Source organism: Ruegeria sp. ABV4_181 (assembly GCF_056158465.1).
This window is the reverse complement of the sequence record NZ_JBSWTI010000002.1, coordinates 1,307,547-1,322,495: the sequence shown is the minus strand read 5'-3', so window position 1 is coordinate 1,322,495 and position 14,949 is coordinate 1,307,547. Positions and strand designations below refer to the sequence as shown.

Sequence of the window (14,949 nt, the reverse complement as noted above, 5' to 3'; positions counted from 1 at the left end):
TTCATTGTTGTTCTTGTGTGAAAAAAACGCGCCCCGTCTTCAGGGGCGCGCTGTGAGAGGTCGGCTTAGTTCAGCTCGACACCGTAGGCTTCTTTGAGCCAGTTCAGAACATATGCCTTGGCATTGTCATCGACGCTGGTTGCCGTTTGCAACGCCGCCTTGGACCCGTCGCCAACGAAGACCGGGTATTTGCCGACGCGCTTTGACGAAATATCAGCGAAATCACCACGTTCAGTCACCGCCTGGAAGGCTGTAGTGTAGGCATCGACAACCTCTTGCGGCGTGTCGCCAGGCAGGAATGCGAGCTTCTGAACCGGGAAGCCTGCGACAAAGAACGCTTTCCACGCGTCCCAGGCCTCACCGCTGGTTTCGCAGCCATCCGTCGCTTCGCACACTTCCTTGAAGGTCGGGATATCGGGGAACGTCGGATCACGCACAATGTTGCCATCCGCGTCCAAGGCACCCCAGGTCATCATCGGAACCGCCTGACCAGCGTCCACTAGGTCTGTCGAGCCACCCAGATACCCTGAAGAGGTCTGGTAATCGATATTGGCTTCGCCACGCTCGAACATCAGGCGGCCATCGCCGCGCCCCTTGATGCCGAACACCGGTTCAACATTCATGCCCAGCATCTGCCAGGCCAGCAGCGGAACCAGATCAAGGCGCGTCGCGCCCTGAGAGCCATAGATAAAGCTGGTGTCCTTAAGCGCGTTCGCGGACCCGTCGAACTTAGCGCCATCCTCGGCATTCAGATAGGCCACGCCACCGGTGCCCGACGCCATGACCGGAATCCAGTCATTATATTCATAGCGTACACGGGGATCGCTCAGCAGGTAGGGAAACTGGGTCGAGCCGGATGTGCCGAACAGCAACGTTCCGTCGTCATGTTTTTGCTCCTGAAACCAGTTGGCGCCCTTGGTCGAACCCGCGCCCGGCATGAACTTTACCACGACGGTCGGCTGACCCGGCAGAGCCTCGGACAGAAGCGGCGCAAAGAAGTTGGCCCATTTGGCCGACCCGCCAGTTTCCGAAAACGGAATGACCCATTCAACGGTCTTGCCCGAAAAATCAACTTCGGCTGCAACGGGCGCGGCCAGACCGGTGGCGGCAATCAGCCCCACGACGGCGCGGCGGGTAAAGCTGGAAATGGTCATTGGTTCCTCCCTGTTGACCAGACAACCACGACGGCACTTCATCCGCCACCGCGATCGCAAATAGAACTGTGGGGTTGATTCCCCCTCCCATCTGGCAATCATGAGGGACCAACCTTGCGCGAAACTTGCAGGAGCCCGGATGCGGATTGTCATCGTCGAGGACAACGAAACCCTCGCCAACGCCATTGCCTACCGGTTGCGCGACCGGGGCCATGCGGCCGACATTCTGTATGACGGTGAGGCCGCGGAGCTGTATCTGGAGCAGGAAGGCGCGGACCTTGTCGTACTGGACATTAATCTTCCCGGCCGCTCGGGGCTTGAGATTCTGCAGTCGCTGCGCCAGCGCGGTGACGGGGTGCCGGTCATTTTGTTGACCGCGCGTTCGGAAACCAGCGACAGGGTTACCGGCCTGGACATGGGGGCCGACGATTATCTGGTCAAACCGTTCGAGATGGACGAATTGGAGGCGCGCATCCGGGCGCTGTCCCGCCGCAAACAGCTGGATTACGGCGCGCGTGAGTCCATCGGCGGGCTGGAATTCGACCGCACCGCCCGACAGGTCAGCGTGCGCGGCAAGGTTCTGGACGTGCCGCGCCGCGAAATGGCGGTTCTGGAATGCCTGCTGGAGCGACGGGGGCGGATCGTCCCCAAAAGCCAGCTGACGGATTATGTCTACGGCGTGGGGGCAGATGTCGAGGATTCAGCCGTTGAGCCCCATGTTTCGCGGTTACGCAAGCGGTTGCAGGATCTGGGTATCAGGATCAAAACCGCCCGGGGCCTGGGGTATTTGCTGGAGGTGCACAAGTGATCCAGCGTCGGTCGCTCAGGCTCAGACTGTTTCTTTTGATCCTGACGCCCCTGGTGCTGATCGCGGTCCTGCTGGGTTACTGGCGGATTACCGTGGCTCAGCGCACCGCCCAGGAGTTGTTCGACGACAGCCTGCTCTCTGCGGGCCTTGCAATTTCCCGCGATGTCGCCATCTCGGACGGCGACGCGCTTTTGCCATCGACGCGAAACCTGATCCGGGATGCCTCCGGAGGCGAGATTTTCTACCACGTGACCGGTCCCGGCGGGTTTTACGTGACCGGATATGCCTATCCGCCCGCTCCGGGTGCGTCGGGCGATCGCGACCCCTATAAACCGCATTTCTTCGAGGCGATCTATCGCGGTGAACCGGTTCGCGTGCTCAAAATGACCGAGAGGGTTGCCCTGGACAATCTGATCGGGGATGCCACGGTCACCGCCTGGCAATTGCTGGCAGACCGCAATGCGTTTGCCAATCAGTTGTCGGTCAGGGCGGCCATACTCATGGGGGTTCTGCTGGCGACGCTTGCACTTGTGGTCTGGTTTGGTGTCGAACGCGGGCTTCGACCCTTGCTGGACTTGCAGGATGCAATCGATCTGCGGTCGCCCGACGACCTCAGCCAAATCAAACGGCCTGTCCCGGTCGAAGTTCTGGGGGTCGTGCAAACCCTGAACCGGCTGTTCGGACAGGTGGAACGCAGCATCAGCGCCCATCAGACCTTTATTTCAGAGGCGGCGCATCAATTGCGAAACCCGGCGGCGGCCGTTCAGTCGATGGCCGAGGCTCTTCAGGACGCAAAAACAGAAGGCGATAAAGACAAACGCATTTCCGAGCTTGTGACCGCCGCAAGAAATTCAGCGTCCGTGGCGGAACAACTGTTGTCCCTTGAACGCCTCAGACAACCGTCACAGCAGGATCAGTTTGAGGTTATCGATTTTCGCAACGTCGTCGAAGAGGCCTGCACGGACATGGGGGTTCAGATCCTTGCCAAAGGGGTGGAATTTGACGTTGCGATGCCCGACTTCCCGGTTCCCGTGTCTGGTGACCGTGTCTTTCTGGGCGAAGCGATCAAGAACCTGCTGGACAATGCCCTGAAACATGGCGGGAAGGACATTAGCCTGATTTCAGTGACCCTGACCTGCGATCCCGGAACGATTGCAGTCACGGTGAAAGACGACGGCAAAGGCCTTGCCCCGGAGCAGAGCGAAAAGGCATTTGGCCGTTTCTCACAACTGGACCACTCCGCCGGCAGCGGCCTCGGCCTGTCCATCGTCCAGGCCGTCGCCCAACGCCACAACGGACAAATCTCGATCGACAAAGTTGAAAACGGCGCAAGCCTGACACTCTCCCTGCCTTGCGACGGCTGATTTGATGAGGTGCAGCGGGGATCTGCGATTGACAAGCTTGTATTGGGAGTCCGCCCGTGTGAAGGACATGCGAGAGCGCAAAAATTAGATAAGAAATGGGATACTTAGAGCAAGTTAAGCTAAAATGTCCTCAATTACTCCGACACGTACTACGCCTCTGGTCAGCTTCAGTTGAAGTTGAAGGGAAACAATAGCTTAGCTGTTGGGAGTGGTGCCCGGGGGCGGAATCGAACCACCGACACGAGGATTTTCAATCCACTGCTCTACCCCTGAGCTACCCGGGCACGGGAACGGCTTTTGCCGTTGGGTGGAGGCCTTCTATGACTTGCCACAGGCAGTGTCCAGAGGCTTTTTGACATTTTTTCAGTGCGGCCGCTGCGGACTTCCCTCGGTTTCGGAAACTTCCGTTTCGAGGTCCTCTTCGCGCTGCGACGGGACTGCGTAAGACCCGTTCAGCCATTTGGCCAGATCTATGTCGGCGCAGCGTCCGGAACAGAAGGGGCGAAACTTGGTCACCGTATCTTCACCGCAGATCGGGCAGCTCATTTCAGCACCTCCGCCAGGGGAATCCGGCCCCGTTTGCGTTGCAGTTCATAGTGACCCAGCGGCGTCCAGCCAGCCAGAGTTGTCTCGACAGAATCCGCCTTAAATGCAGCGCGCAAGGCCGACTCGAACCCGCGGCGGTCTTTCTTCGGCATGGGCGCAAGATCCAGCGTGATCTGGCCGCCGAGACCGCGAACGCGCAGGGCGCGGGCCAGCGCTTTGGCGCAGGCGAAGTTTGTTTTTGTTCCGGCCGCCAGCGAGGTATCCGCACCGGTGTTTACGTCTACGGCCACCAGGGCACGGGTAGGCTGGATGAACAGGTGACCGCCCCCGGGCAAGGGTTCGGAGATCCCTCGTGCGACGTCAAGCGCGTCCAGCACGCCATGCGTTTCAAAACCGCCGGCCTGCGTGACAACCTCGGCGGGATCCGTCCAGTCGCGCCAGGCCAGAACATGCGGGGCGTCGCCTTCAAGCAGCCGTTCCGGCTCGATCCCCGGGTCGTGCAGCACCTGTTCTGCATGAGCCAGCATCGCACTGATATCTTCCGCAATTTCAGCGGAATCTTCACCCTGACAGCAGGACCGGAGGATCAGACCATATTTACTGCCGTCCATGCAGTCATGGGCAATCTCCAGCAGCCGGTCGCGTTCATCCTCGTCCCGGATACTGCGCGAGACATTCAGACCGGGCGCGCCCGGCGTGACGATGGCATAACGGCTCTTGAACAGGATGCGGTCGGTCACAGGCAGCGCCTTGCCCGGTTCGGCATAACCCGTCACCTGCACCAGCATTGGCGCTCCGGGTGCCAGTCCCTTGACCTGCCTCAGAAATGCCGGGCCATCGGGTGTGGTCAGGAACATGCCGCCCTGCCCTTTGACCGGACGTTCGGCGCGGGCGCGATAGATTGTGCCGGGGGCCGGGGCGTCTCCGGCGATCAGGAAATCGTCCAGCCTGCCATCGACCATCAGCGCCGCTGCTTCGCGGTTGTCGATGTGATCCAGAACGATGGTGCGACCCTTCATGGTGCCTCACGATACAGGGGGAAACCGATGCCCTGCAACAGGGCGGCGGTTTCGGACAAAGGAAGGCCGACAATTCCGGTAAAAGACCCGGAAATCCACGGGATGAATGCCCCGGCCGGTCCCTGAATTGCGTAGGCGCCGGCTTTGCCCTGCCAGTCACCGGTCGCAAGATAGGCGTTGATCTCAACGTCCGACAACCGTTTGACCTTGACCTGAGACACCACATCGCGTTGCAACACCCGGTCCCCGCGCCGCACGGCCACCGAAGTGATCACGCGGTGCCGCCGGCCGGACAGGGCATGCAGGAATTCGGCCGCCTGACTTACATCCGCCGGCTTGCCCAGTATGCGCCGACCCAACGCAACGGTGGTATCGGCACACAGGGTGACGTCATCGTCATCTGCCTGAACCGCCTGCACTTTTGAACGCGTGATGCGGTGGCAATAGGGAACCGGCAATTCGCCTTTCAGGGGCGTTTCGTCGATATCGGGGGCACGGATGGCATCGGGCTGCACGCCAAGCTGAGCCAGCAGGTCCAGCCGCCTTGGGCTGCCCGATCCTAAGATAAACGCCATTGCGGCAGGCGTTACTTGAAGCGGTAGTTGATCCGACCCTTGGTCAGATCATAGGGGGTCATCTCGACCTGAACCTTGTCGCCGGCCAGAACACGGATGCGGTTCTTGCGCATCTTGCCTGCCGTATGTGCGATGATCTCATGGCCGTTTTCCAGCTCGACCCGAAACGTCGCATTAGGCAGGAGTTCCTTCACGACACCGGGAAATTCGAGCGTATCTTCCTTGGCCATGTTGTCTCCATCATTACGTTGCACCCGCAGAATCTGCGGGGATGTGGGCTTAAATGAGCCTATTTTCGCCTTATTTCAAGGCCAGAATCACCTAAAGAGAGGATATTGTGACTGAATTGGCTCTGGGAGTTTGCTCCTCCCAATGGGTTCGGTTCAGCACATGACCATCGGCGCGGACCCCGGCGATGGCCGACAGGTCGACATCTGCATACGTCCATCCGGGCTGGTTCAGAGCGCCTTCTGCCAGAACTCCGGTCGGTGGGAACCCTTTGTCGGGCGGGCCAAAGACGCCGCCGGTCCCGGTGTTCATATCCACCGCCTCGGACCAGTCGTTGCTGCCGACCAGTGACGCCATTACCGTAACGCACTGATTTTCCAGCGCACGCGACATCGCCCCGATGCGGACCCGCCAATATCCCGAGAGCGCTTCGGTGCAAGAAGGGACGAGGATCAGATCGGCCTCCTGCAAGGCGCGCCCCAGCAGGGGAAACTCGCTGTCATAGCAGATCAGAACACCGATCTTCCCCAGGGCCGTATCGAAAAGCTTAAGCGGGCCGCCGGGGGCAATATCCCAGTTTTCACGCTCGAACCGGGTCATGATCTGTTTGTCCTGATGATCCTGTCCACCGTCCGGGGCATAAAACGCAGCCCGGTTTACCGGACGCCCCGACCCTTCCGCAACCGGGGCCGATGCACCCAGAATGTAGGTCTTGTATTCCCGTGCGAGGCGCTGATGCAGGGTCTGCACATCCTCCATCCGATCCGAAACCGCTCGGATCGAACGCTCCAGATCTCCGGCCACCTCCGCCCCATCCAGCGTCGATAATTCCATCGCACCGTATTCGGGAAAAACCAGTAGCTCGGCCCCCTGCCCCGCGGCATCCGAAACCCAATGGTCCAGCTTGTCCTCATACTGCGCCCAGCTGTCGAGCCAGTTGAGATCATATGCGGCAGTTGCGACTCTCATCGGGCGGATCCTTCAGCACTGGTTTGGCGAGACACTAATTGAGGATGTCTTGAAGTGTACAGCCGCCTTTTTCGCCCCGTGACGCGAAGACGGGAATGTGAGTTGGCATACAACGCCTGATTTGGTTCAATAGGAACTGGAGGACCACCATGCAGAACCGGGAAAGCTTCGAAAAGTTCTATTTCGCCAAAGTTGGCATGGGCGAAGCCTGCGGCTGTGCCGAGCGCATCATCGACGTGTTCGAATTCAACCGAAAAAGTGGTGCACAAACGAAAACGGCACTGAAGCAGGAAAAGCGGAAGCGCCGATCGTTCAGGGCGTGGGCTGTGAAATACGGCCTTCTCAGTCGCAAACGTCAGGCTTGATACGCAGAAACCACCGTCGCAATTACGCTGACAGATCCCTGATCCAAAACTGCAAAGGCTTCAGCGTCTCGGCCTCGTCCCCGATGTCCTTCCACGAGAATTGGGCGATGACGCCGGGCAGTGGCTCATATCCGCGCGCGCGCCAGAAGGCGTCCAGAGGCCGGTAGTTGCGGGGCCGCATCGGGTGATCCGCAGGGCGCTGAACGCCGCAGAAAGCGCATTTGGTGAAGCCTGACGCAAGAGCATGAGCTTCGCGCAGGTCAAAGAATTTGTGGCCGACTCCCTGCCCGCGATAATCCGGCAGCAAAACGGATTCGGCGCAATAGAAGATGTCCGACAGATCCAGACCGGTGCCGTCGAAGGCGGCGGCAAAATCATCGGCATGGTCTGTCAGTGGCGCCCCGGTCGATGCGCCAACCAGGTCTTCGCCGTCAAATGCGCCCACGACAATCGCCTTGTCGCTGTCTCGGTAGGATTGCAGGTACTTCCGCTCGTAGGCCAGATCGCCGTCATAGAGATAGGGCCAGGCCCGAAACACCTCGATCCGCAGGCGCGCGACATCGTCCAGCGCGGTCTCCAGCGCCGCGCCGGTCAGGGCGCGGATGTCGGTGACCTCAGCCACCTGCCACCTGTTTGGTCCAGTCGGCGAGGTTGTAGAACGTGGTGACGCAGGTGATCTTGCCGTCTTTCAGGTCAAAGAACGACCCCGCAGGCAGGCGATAGGTCTGGCCGCGCGCATCCGGTAGGCCCTCATCCGTTTCCAGATAGGTGCCGTTCACGATAAACTCGGCCGCCGCACGTGTGCCGCCCTCAGCCTCGAATACCACGATATCGGTCAGATTCTCGCGATAGCAGCGGTTCATGTGGGCACTGAAGGCCGCGAATTTGTCCTTGCCGACGCGAATCTGCCCCTCGTTCACGTGATGGGCGACGTCATCGGACAGGCAGGCCAGCATGCCGTCCACATCCCCGGCATTGAAAGCATCGAAATAGGTTTTGACGGTCTGGTTCATGATCACTCCGTTGGTTCGCCCCAGCGCTCTGTCAGATGCTGGATGATCTGATCGCGGGTCTGTCGGTAGTGATGTAGCTTTTCTTCGCGGCTTTCGCCCAGTCCGGTAGGGTCCATTATTGGCCAATAATCGACATCGAGATGAAAAATCCGGGTCAGTTCCAGCGCGCGGCGCTGACTGGCCGGCGACAGGGCCACGATCAGGTCGAACGAGCTGAGGTCGTCGCCCCATTCCTGCATCTCGTCGAACGAGCGTGACCGGTGGCGCGAAAGTTCGACACCGATCTCATGACAGGCCGCAATGCAAAAGCCGTCAATCTCAAGGTCGTTATGCACACCGGCGGATTGGACATAAGTGCCGGTACCGTAGAATTTCTTCATGATGCCTTCGGCCATCGGGGACCGAACCGAGTTGTGGTCGCAACAAAACAGGACCGACTGCGGCAGAGGCTTCACCCGTCACCCCCCGAAATGCAGCACGCAGATCAGCGTGAACAGGCGGCGGGCGGTGTCGGTGTCGATGTCGGCCTTCCCTTCCAGCCGCTCCTGTAACACCCGGCTGCCTTCGTTGTGGATGCCGCGCCGGGCCATGTCGATGGTTTCGATCTGGCTGGGCGGCAGGGATTTCACCGCGTCGAAATAGCTTTCGCAGATCTGAAAATAGTCTTTGACCACCTGCCGGAAAGGACCCAGAGAAAGGTGAAATTCGGCCGCTTTTTCCTCGGCCTCGGTGGCGATGTCGAAGACCAGCCGTTTGTCGCGGATCGATAGCTGGACGTGATAGGGGCCATCCGGCACCACCCGGTCGTCGCGCTTGGGCAGCGCAAAGCGGTTATCCTCAAGCAGATCATAGATCGCAACCTTGCGCTCCTGCTCGATCTCGGGGGTCGGCGGCGGCAGGTTTCGGTCGTCCAGTTCGATATGCGAAATGCGGGTCATTGGTGTCTGGTCCGTTCAGGTCAGCACAGACCTATAACAAGCGAAATGGATCGGCAACGCCCGGCGCGAGGGACGTTGCGCCAAATCATCCGTTCAGGCGTTTCAGCCGCGCAGTCACCGACAACCCGTGTGCCTCAAGGCTTTCGGACCGGGCCAACTGCTCGGCGGCGGGACCTATGGCGCGCAGCGCTTTGGGCGTCATATGGCTGAGCGTGGTGCGCTTGAGAAAGTCCATAACGCTAAGCCCCGACGAGAACCGCGCCGAGCGCGCGGTGGGCAGAACGTGGTTCGGGCCGCCGACATAATCGCCGATGGCCTCGGGCGTGTACTGCCCCAGGAATATGGCCCCTGCATGGACGGTTTTACGGCTCAGCGCCTGCGGATCGGCCACGCAAAGCTCCAGATGTTCGGGCGCGATGCGGTTCGACAAGGCCGCCGCCTCATCCAGATCGCGCACGGTGATCACCGCGCCAAAGTCGCGCCAGCTTGCGCCCGCAATGACACGCCGTTGCAGCGTTTCCAGCCGCGTCTCGACCGCCGCGGCAACGGCCTGGCCAAACGCGGCATCGTCAGTGATCAGGATTGATTGCGCGCTTTCGTCATGCTCGGCTTGGCTGAGCAGGTCCAGCGCGATCCAGTCGGGGTCATTGTCCTTGTCGGCGATGACCAAAATCTCGGACGGTCCCGCGATCATGTCGATGCCAACCTTGCCAAAGACCCGGCGTTTGGCCGCGGCGACAAAGGCATTGCCCGGACCGGTGATCTTGTCCACCGGCGCAATGGATGCGGTGCCATAGGCCAACGCCGCAATCGCCTGCGCCCCGCCGATGCGATAGATCGTGTCCACCCCCGACAGCCAGGCCGCCAACAGAACCAATGGGTTCGCCTGCCCGTCAGGCGTGGGCACGGCAATGGCCAGCCGTTCGACCCCCGCCACCTTGGCCGGAATCGCGTTCATCAGCACGGAAGACGGGTAAGAGGCCAACCCGCCCGGCACATACAGCCCCGCCGCCGACACGGCCGACCAGCGCCAGCCCAGAGTAGCGCCGGCCTCGTCCGTCCATTCCTGATCGGCCGGCATCTGTTTCTCGTGATAAGCACGGATGCGGGCCGCAGCCAGTTCCAGCGCAGCACGGTCCGTATCCGAAACCTGCGCAACCGCCGCGTCGATTTCAGCGGCCGAAAAAGCCAGAGTTTCGGGTGTCAGGTCCAGCCGGTCGAATTTCGCAGTCAGTTCGATCACAGCTGCGTCGCCGCGGGAACGCACGTCCTGGATGATGTCGGCCACAACGGCGTCCACGTCAGGGCTGTCTTCACGCTTGGCCGACAACAATGCCTGAAAGGCGGTCTCGAAATCGGACGAGGTGGTATCAAGAAAAACGGGCATTGTCTGGCACTCCGGGGCGTTTCACCGGGACATATCGCCGGGGCCCGCCGGCCTCAACCCTTCGTCCGGCGGGTGCAGCGATTTGCGCATCGGGAATTGCACGATCCCGTGCCAGTCATCCGGGATGCCGTCATCCTGCCAGCCATATCTGCGGTAGAACTCTCTGGCAGTAGCGGTGGCAACCAGATGCGCCTGCGTGCACCCCAGCCGGGCCAGTTCGTCTTCCAGCCGGATCAACAGGGATAAGCCCACGCCGCGCCGCGCGTGGGCGGGATCGACGTAGAGCAGCGAAATTTCTGACCGATTGCCCAGACAGCCAACGCCGGCCACCTGCCCGTTCGCCTCGGCCAGCCACAGCGCGGCACCGGACTGTACCCAGCGCCGTATCGTCTGCGGGTCCTTGTTGGCAGTCCACAGCGTCAGCAGGCTGGGATCATTGCGATGATCGGCAACACACAAGTGCGTGATCGACCGGGTCAGCACCCGGCTGATGTGGAACACGTCAAACACGGTCGCGCGGCGCAGCACCAGACCCGTCGAAGGACCGGGAAAAGCCTGCGCTATGCCACGCTTATTCCGGATGATGCGGCGCCTGGCCTGATGGGGCCTGATAGGGCCGGGTCACGTCCTTGAGGGTGACCTCCAACGCCTCGACTGACAGGCGGATTGCGCCGTCGCCGGCCAAGGTCAACATGATCTGCCCGGCCCCCTCCTCGCCCGCCTCGAAATCGACGGACAGCAGCGACATCACCATATCCTTGTCGCTGCGGTCGATGCCCTGGCTGGACACCGAAAGTACAGAATCGAACACCAGAACCGATTGCACACGCTCGAAGGGGCGGTCCCGGCGGGCGGCGGCGTCTTTGTCTTCCCACCGGAAGCGGTTCAGCAACAGCCCAAAGCGGCGCTCGGACGGGCGCCATGTCATTTCCGTCACCGGAAACACCGCGTCCTGGGTCAGGCTGGAGATCACCTGCAGGTCATCCCCGTCCTCGGCCCCCAGATTGAGCGGGGCCTCGCGCCCGTCCTTGAAACTTGCGTCTGTCATTGGCCCTTAATCCGTTCAATCTTTGCGCCCACGCCTTCCAGCTTGCGCACCACATGTTCATAACCGCGGTCCAGATGATAGACCCGGCTGACCATTGTTTCGCCTTCTGCCGCCAGTCCAGCCAGGATCAGCGAGACCGAAGCCCGCAGATCGGTCGCCATAACCGGCGCGCCCTTCAGGCGCTCCACCCCGGTCACGGTGGCGGTTCCGCCATGCACTTCGATTTCCGCCCCCATCCGAACCAGTTCCGGCGCGTGCATAAAGCGGTTCTCGAAAATGCGTTCCTCAAGAACCGAGGTGCCTTCGGCCGTACACATCAGCGCCATCATCTGCGCCTGCAGATCAGTGGGGAAGCCGGGGAAGGGTTCGGTCACCACATCCACTGCGCCGACGCGGCCGTTTCTGCGGGTGACTTTCAGGCCGTTTTCAGTCTGGGACACGTCAATGCCAGCGGCGTTCAGCTTCTCGGCAAAGGATTCGACCAGAGACATGCGGCCGCCCAGCAGTTCAACTTCGCCCCCGCAAATCGCCGGGGCCAGCATATAGGTGCCCAGTTCGATCCGGTCTGTCACGACCTGATGCGTCGCGCCATGCAACCGGTCGACGCCCTGAATTTCGATGGTCGAGGTGCCCTCGCCCGAAATCTGCGCGCCCATCTTGCGCAGGCATTCGACCAGATCGACGATCTCGGGCTCGCGCGCGGCGTTTTTCAGAACCGTAGTGCCCTGGGCCAGCGTCGCGGCCATGACAATGTTTTCCGTCGCCCCGACCGAGGCGAACCGCATTTCATGCACGGCGCCCTTCAGCCTGCCCGGCGCCTTGGCGTGCAGGTACCCATCCTTCAGCTCAATCTCAGCGCCCAGCGCCTCAAGGCCTTCGACGTGCAGGTCCATCGGCCGCGCCCCGATCGCGCAGCCGCCGGGCAGCGACACAACCGCCTGCCCGAACCGCGCCAAGAGCGGACCCAGCACCAGATTCGACGCGCGCATCTTGCGCACGATGTCATAGTCGGCGGTCTGGCTGGTCAGATCATGGCTGGACATCGCGATCACCTGTCCGTCCTGCAAAGCCGAAACCTCGGCCCCCAGAGATTGCAGCAGGGCGGTCATGGTTTTGATGTCGCTCAACCGCGGCGCATTGGTCAGCGTCAGCGGTTCTTCGCTCAGCAAGGTCGCGGGCATCAGCGTCAGGCACGCATTCTTGGCCCCCGCAATCGGTATCTGACCGTTCAGCGGCCCGTTGCCTGTCACCAGAATCGAATCCATCTGCTCTTATCCCTCGTCCTTGCCGGCCTTGTCCCCGGATGCCGCGCGTGCCTTCGCCTGCGCCTTGCGCCGCGCCATATTGGCCTTCAGCGCCGCCTTCAGCCGCTCTTCGCGCGCATCCCCGGATTTGCCGTGTTTTTTGGGTGTATCTTTGTCTGCCATTGTCTTTCTCTACAGGAGGCGAAAAAAACCGTCCAGACACCCTTGCGCCCCGTTTCGTTTGAGTCTAATCACCCGCCCACAGCGCTGCTGTAGCTCAGAGGTAGAGCACTCCCTTGGTAAGGGAGAGGTCGAGAGTTCAATTCTCTCCAGCAGCACCATCCCTTCGCAAGCGTTCAAGTCTATCCATCAAGGCTCGGGTCGGTGAGTCATTCCAGCCCCTGAAAAGCCCTTTTGCGCGCGGATCAGCTCGCCCTTCCAGCACGCCCCGATTTGACAGAATCCAAACGTGGTGCTTACCTGACCCCAATACGCAAAGGGTGAACAGTTTTTCTGAGCATTATCAGCGCCCTGAGGTATCGTTTTGGGCGTGGCTCCTTCCGGATTTGCTACCTGGAGATTTGATGATGGAATTGATTACTGAACAGCTTCGCGCCTTTCCGATCATGGCGCTTTTTCTTTGTCTGGGCCTCGGATACGGCGTCGGCAAGTTCCGCGTCGGCAAGTTTGAGCTCGGCGGCATTGCCGGCACCTTGCTGGTCGCTGTTGTGGTGGGCCAGATCGGTGGGATCAACCTGAGCACGGATGTTCAGAACATTTTCTTTTCCCTCTTTATTTTCATGGTCGGCTATAATGGCGGGCCGCAGTTTTTTGCGGCGTTGAACCGGACCGCGCTGACCAAGTTGCTGGCAGCGTTCATGATGACGTTGTGGGGCTTGTTCTTTGTCATCGTCGTTGCCCGCCTGGCGGGACTGGACAAGGGGCTGGCCGCGGGACTTGCCGCGGGGGGCCTGACGCAATCGGCCATTATCGGCACCGCCGGAAACGCCATCGATCTGCTGGGGCTGGCGGCGGATGAGGCTGAAAAGCTCAAGACCAACATCGCGGTTGGCTATTCGGTGACCTACATCTTTGGCTCGATCGGTCCGATTCTGGCGGTCAGCATCATACCGATCATCATGCGTTGCGACTTGCGGCAGGAAGCCATCAAGCTTGCGCAAAAGCTCAGCGGTGGCGGTCGCAAACTTGAGGAAGGAGAATTCCTTCCGATGAACCGCTTCGAGGCCCGTGCCTATCAGGCACTGAACGGCGCGGCGATCATCGGTCGGTCGGTATCTGACATCGAGGGCAGTTATGACGGCGACATCGTGGTTGAGCGGCTGCTGCACGCCGGCGCCCCCCTCGATCCGACACCGGACACGGTGATCAGCGACGGCGATGTAATCGTGGTTTCCGGACTTGTCGCGGCGCTGACGCGGTTTCAGGGCACGGCCAGCGGCGAGATCGGAGAATACCCGCCGGAACTGACCATCGTGGAAGAACGCCGCAATGTCGTCATCACCAACCGCAAGCTGACGGGTAAAACACTTGCGGAGTTGCGCAAGGCACTGACCGCCGATCAGCGTCGGGGCGTACATATCTCGAAAATTACCCGTATGGGACATGACGTACCGGTCCTGCACAATACGGAAATCCACGCGGGTGACGAAGTCAGCATTGTGGGCCACAAGGACGATCTGAACCGGGTTTCGAAAGTGGCGGGCTACGTGCCGCCTTCCGCCTCGGTCACCAATTTCATTGCCCTTGGAATCGGGGTGGCCGTCGGCTACCTGATCGGTGAAATCAGCTTTGTCATTGCTGGCACCAAGGTGGCGCTTGGTTCGGGTCTGGGTTGCCTCGTGACGGGTCTGATCATCGGGTATCTACGGATCCGGCGACCAAAAATCGGGGGCATCAACCGCGGGGCTGCGAATTTTCTGCAAAGCTTCGGGCTTGCGGTGTTCGTCGGAGTTGTCGGCCTGAACGCGGGCAAACCCGCGCTGGAGGCAATTCAGCAATATGGAATCACGCTGCTGTTGCTGGGTGTGGTGGTCACGATGATGCCGATGATCGTGCAGTTTCCGATCAACTACTTCGCCCTGCGCATCCGCAATCCGGTCGAGGCTTGCGCGGTTGTCACCGGCTCACGCTCGGGCAATCCGGGCTTTGCCACCCTGCTGGAGAAAGCTGGCAACTCGACCCCGACGCCGGCATTCACCATGACCTACGCAGTGGCCAATATTTTCCTCACGCTTTGGGGGCCGCTGGTTGTGGCATTCGTGCCGTGAAGC

Annotated in this window: 19 protein-coding genes and 2 tRNA genes; 5 read left to right on the top strand and 16 right to left on the bottom strand. The window is 60.7% G+C overall.

Annotated elements, in window-relative coordinates:
• Positions 1 to 65: 65 nt before the first annotated feature.
• Positions 66 to 1,154, bottom strand: a complete 1,089-nt coding sequence (locus ACXAC3_RS06625; RefSeq protein ID WP_475158035.1) for a tricarboxylate transporter — start codon at positions 1,152 to 1,154, stop codon at positions 66 to 68.
• 139 nt (positions 1,155 to 1,293) lie between these two features.
• Between ACXAC3_RS06625 and ACXAC3_RS06620 the strand changes: the two genes are divergently transcribed.
• Positions 1,294 to 1,962: a response regulator transcription factor gene (locus ACXAC3_RS06620; protein ID WP_475158034.1), complete on the top strand. Its 669-nt coding sequence runs from the start codon at positions 1,294 to 1,296 to the stop codon at positions 1,960 to 1,962.
• Entirely contained in the window at positions 1,959 to 3,326 is a 1,368-nt protein-coding gene (locus tag ACXAC3_RS06615; RefSeq protein WP_475158032.1) for a sensor histidine kinase, read from the top strand. Before ACXAC3_RS06620 ends, ACXAC3_RS06615 begins: the two co-directional genes overlap by 4 nt.
• A 209-nt stretch (positions 3,327 to 3,535) precedes the next feature.
• On the opposite strand, the gene ACXAC3_RS06610 is transcribed toward ACXAC3_RS06615, so the two are convergent.
• The 6 genes from ACXAC3_RS06610 to ACXAC3_RS06585 all read right to left on the bottom strand — a co-directional run bounded on the left by ACXAC3_RS06610 (position 3,536) and on the right by ACXAC3_RS06585 (position 6,663).
• Positions 3,536 to 3,610, bottom strand: a tRNA-Phe gene (locus ACXAC3_RS06610).
• Between the two features lie 79 nt (positions 3,611 to 3,689).
• Complete coding sequence (locus tag ACXAC3_RS06605; RefSeq protein WP_475158030.1) at positions 3,690 to 3,872, bottom strand: DNA gyrase inhibitor YacG; 183 nt, start codon at positions 3,870 to 3,872, stop codon at positions 3,690 to 3,692.
• On the bottom strand, positions 3,869 to 4,891 hold the full coding sequence (locus ACXAC3_RS06600) for a ribonuclease E/G (RefSeq protein WP_475158028.1): 1,023 nt from the start codon (positions 4,889 to 4,891) through the stop codon (positions 3,869 to 3,871). Before ACXAC3_RS06600 ends, ACXAC3_RS06605 begins: the two co-directional genes overlap by 4 nt.
• A complete protein-coding gene (locus tag ACXAC3_RS06595) occupies positions 4,888 to 5,466 on the bottom strand; it encodes a Maf family protein (RefSeq protein ID WP_475158026.1) in 579 nt (192 codons plus the stop codon). The genes ACXAC3_RS06600 and ACXAC3_RS06595 overlap by 4 nt, the downstream gene beginning before the upstream one ends.
• Positions 5,467 to 5,477: 11 nt before the next feature.
• Positions 5,478 to 5,696 (bottom strand): translation initiation factor IF-1, encoded by a 219-nt coding sequence (infA, locus tag ACXAC3_RS06590; RefSeq protein ID WP_005978431.1) that lies wholly within the window; start codon positions 5,694 to 5,696, stop codon positions 5,478 to 5,480.
• 91 nt (positions 5,697 to 5,787) lie between these two features.
• Positions 5,788 to 6,663, bottom strand: a complete 876-nt coding sequence (locus ACXAC3_RS06585) for a carbon-nitrogen hydrolase family protein (protein ID WP_475158023.1) — start codon at positions 6,661 to 6,663, stop codon at positions 5,788 to 5,790.
• 149 nt (positions 6,664 to 6,812) lie between these two features.
• On the opposite strand from ACXAC3_RS06585, the gene ACXAC3_RS06580 reads away from it, so the two are divergent.
• Positions 6,813 to 7,028 carry a hypothetical protein gene (locus ACXAC3_RS06580; RefSeq protein WP_475158021.1) on the top strand — a complete coding sequence of 72 codons (216 nt, stop codon included), beginning with the start codon at positions 6,813 to 6,815 and terminating at the stop codon, positions 7,026 to 7,028.
• Positions 7,029 to 7,050: 22 nt separating this feature from the next.
• Here the strand turns inward: ACXAC3_RS06580 and ACXAC3_RS06575 are convergent, their stop codons facing one another.
• The 9 genes from ACXAC3_RS06575 to ACXAC3_RS06535 all read right to left on the bottom strand — a co-directional run bounded on the left by ACXAC3_RS06575 (position 7,051) and on the right by ACXAC3_RS06535 (position 12,841).
• Complete coding sequence (locus ACXAC3_RS06575; protein WP_475158019.1) at positions 7,051 to 7,650, bottom strand: GNAT family N-acetyltransferase; 600 nt, start codon at positions 7,648 to 7,650, stop codon at positions 7,051 to 7,053.
• Entirely contained in the window at positions 7,643 to 8,041 is a 399-nt protein-coding gene (locus ACXAC3_RS06570) for a ketosteroid isomerase-related protein (protein ID WP_475158017.1), read from the bottom strand. Before ACXAC3_RS06570 ends, ACXAC3_RS06575 begins: the two co-directional genes overlap by 8 nt.
• Before the next feature lie 2 nt (positions 8,042 to 8,043).
• Positions 8,044 to 8,496: an arsenate-mycothiol transferase ArsC gene (locus ACXAC3_RS06565; protein ID WP_475158015.1), complete on the bottom strand. Its 453-nt coding sequence runs from the start codon at positions 8,494 to 8,496 to the stop codon at positions 8,044 to 8,046.
• Between the two features lie 3 nt (positions 8,497 to 8,499).
• The gene (locus ACXAC3_RS06560) at positions 8,500 to 8,979 is read right to left on the bottom strand and encodes a UPF0262 family protein (RefSeq protein WP_475158013.1); all 480 of its coding nucleotides are present in this window, start codon (positions 8,977 to 8,979) and stop codon (positions 8,500 to 8,502) included.
• An 85-nt stretch (positions 8,980 to 9,064) separates the two neighbouring features.
• Positions 9,065 to 10,366 (bottom strand): histidinol dehydrogenase, encoded by a 1,302-nt coding sequence (gene hisD / locus ACXAC3_RS06555; protein ID WP_475158011.1) that lies wholly within the window; start codon positions 10,364 to 10,366, stop codon positions 9,065 to 9,067.
• 21 nt (positions 10,367 to 10,387) lie between these two features.
• Positions 10,388 to 10,894 (bottom strand): GNAT family N-acetyltransferase, encoded by a 507-nt coding sequence (locus ACXAC3_RS06550; protein ID WP_475158009.1) that lies wholly within the window; start codon positions 10,892 to 10,894, stop codon positions 10,388 to 10,390.
• A 43-nt stretch (positions 10,895 to 10,937) separates the two neighbouring features.
• Positions 10,938 to 11,414, bottom strand: a complete 477-nt coding sequence (locus ACXAC3_RS06545; RefSeq protein WP_475158007.1) for a DUF2948 family protein — start codon at positions 11,412 to 11,414, stop codon at positions 10,938 to 10,940.
• Positions 11,411 to 12,679, bottom strand: a complete 1,269-nt coding sequence (gene murA, locus ACXAC3_RS06540) for a UDP-N-acetylglucosamine 1-carboxyvinyltransferase (protein ID WP_475158005.1) — start codon at positions 12,677 to 12,679, stop codon at positions 11,411 to 11,413. The genes ACXAC3_RS06545 and murA overlap by 4 nt, the downstream gene beginning before the upstream one ends.
• Before the next feature lie 6 nt (positions 12,680 to 12,685).
• Entirely contained in the window at positions 12,686 to 12,841 is a 156-nt protein-coding gene (locus ACXAC3_RS06535) for a hypothetical protein (RefSeq protein ID WP_475158003.1), read from the bottom strand.
• An 83-nt stretch (positions 12,842 to 12,924) separates the two neighbouring features.
• Here ACXAC3_RS06535 and ACXAC3_RS06530 point away from each other — a divergent pair.
• Together ACXAC3_RS06530 and aspT are read left to right on the top strand one after the other, a co-directional pair.
• Positions 12,925 to 12,999: transfer RNA gene (locus tag ACXAC3_RS06530), tRNA-Thr, on the top strand.
• Between the two features lie 243 nt (positions 13,000 to 13,242).
• A complete protein-coding gene (aspT, locus tag ACXAC3_RS06525) occupies positions 13,243 to 14,946 on the top strand; it encodes an aspartate-alanine antiporter (protein ID WP_475158001.1) in 1,704 nt (567 codons plus the stop codon).
• Positions 14,947 to 14,949 lie beyond the last annotated feature (3 nt).

Excerpts from the sequence above, each read along its gene's own strand:
- infA (WP_005978431.1), bottom strand. The coding sequence starts at position 5,696 with ATGGCCAAGGAAGATACGCTCGAATTTCCCGGTGTCGTGAAGGAACTC.
- ACXAC3_RS06580 (WP_475158021.1), top strand. The coding sequence starts at position 6,813 with ATGCAGAACCGGGAAAGCTTCGAAAAGTTCTATTTCGCCAAAGTTGGC.
- ACXAC3_RS06625 (WP_475158035.1), bottom strand. The coding sequence starts at position 1,154 with ATGACCATTTCCAGCTTTACCCGCCGCGCCGTCGTGGGGCTGATTGCC.
- aspT (WP_475158001.1), top strand. The coding sequence starts at position 13,243 with ATGATGGAATTGATTACTGAACAGCTTCGCGCCTTTCCGATCATGGCG.
- murA (WP_475158005.1), bottom strand. The coding sequence starts at position 12,679 with ATGGATTCGATTCTGGTGACAGGCAACGGGCCGCTGAACGGTCAGATA.
- ACXAC3_RS06560 (WP_475158013.1), bottom strand. The coding sequence starts at position 8,979 with ATGACCCGCATTTCGCATATCGAACTGGACGACCGAAACCTGCCGCCG.
- ACXAC3_RS06605 (WP_475158030.1), bottom strand. The coding sequence starts at position 3,872 with ATGAGCTGCCCGATCTGCGGTGAAGATACGGTGACCAAGTTTCGCCCC.
- ACXAC3_RS06585 (WP_475158023.1), bottom strand. The coding sequence starts at position 6,663 with ATGAGAGTCGCAACTGCCGCATATGATCTCAACTGGCTCGACAGCTGG.
- ACXAC3_RS06595 (WP_475158026.1), bottom strand. The coding sequence starts at position 5,466 with ATGGCGTTTATCTTAGGATCGGGCAGCCCAAGGCGGCTGGACCTGCTG.
- ACXAC3_RS06545 (WP_475158007.1), bottom strand. The coding sequence starts at position 11,414 with ATGACAGACGCAAGTTTCAAGGACGGGCGCGAGGCCCCGCTCAATCTG.
- hisD (WP_475158011.1), bottom strand. The coding sequence starts at position 10,366 with ATGCCCGTTTTTCTTGATACCACCTCGTCCGATTTCGAGACCGCCTTT.
- ACXAC3_RS06600 (WP_475158028.1), bottom strand. The coding sequence starts at position 4,891 with ATGAAGGGTCGCACCATCGTTCTGGATCACATCGACAACCGCGAAGCA.
- ACXAC3_RS06620 (WP_475158034.1), top strand. The coding sequence starts at position 1,294 with ATGCGGATTGTCATCGTCGAGGACAACGAAACCCTCGCCAACGCCATT.
- ACXAC3_RS06570 (WP_475158017.1), bottom strand. The coding sequence starts at position 8,041 with ATGAACCAGACCGTCAAAACCTATTTCGATGCTTTCAATGCCGGGGAT.
- ACXAC3_RS06535 (WP_475158003.1), bottom strand. The coding sequence starts at position 12,841 with ATGGCAGACAAAGATACACCCAAAAAACACGGCAAATCCGGGGATGCG.